1 protein-coding gene is annotated in these 476 nt (G+C 60.7%); it reads right to left on the bottom strand.

What is annotated here, in order from left to right:
- Window positions 1–476 (bottom strand): autotransporter-associated beta strand repeat-containing protein (locus tag NA986_RS24345; RefSeq protein ID WP_395237296.1); only part of this gene is annotated, 476 nt, incomplete at both ends.

The following is a 476-nucleotide window of genomic DNA, read 5'->3' as shown; positions in this document are numbered from 1 at the left end:
GGATTTCACCACTTGCCCGCTGCCGCTGATGTTGTTGGTAAAGTCACCGCCGGTGTTCAGTTCCAGCGTGGCGTTGTCGGTAACGTCGCCAGTACCCAGCGCGTTTACATCGTTGGCGACCAGCGTGCCGCTGCTGATAAGGGTACCGCCGGTATAAGTATTGCTGCCGGAAAACGTGAGCGTGTCGTCGCCGGATTTCACCACTTGCCCGTTGCCGCTGATGTTGTTGGTAAAGTCACCGCCGGTGTTCAGCTCCAGCGTGGCGTCGTTAGTGACGTCACCGGTGCCCAACGCGTCAACGTTGCTGGCAATCAGCGTGCCGCCGCTGATAGTGGTACCGCCAGTGTAAGTATTGCTGCCGGAGAGCGTCAGCACGTCGTCGCCGGATTTCACCACCTGGCCGCTACCGCTGATGGTGTTGTCGAACGTGCCGCCGGTGTTCAGCGCCAGCGTGGCGTTGTCGGTGACGTCGCCAC

It is taken from the genome of Salmonella sp. NW177 (genome assembly GCF_051811585.1).
Lineage (GTDB): Bacteria > Pseudomonadota > Gammaproteobacteria > Enterobacterales > Enterobacteriaceae > Salmonella > Salmonella enterica.
Note: the sequence above shows the minus strand (reverse complement) of the source record. Positions and strands in the feature narration are given on the sequence as shown.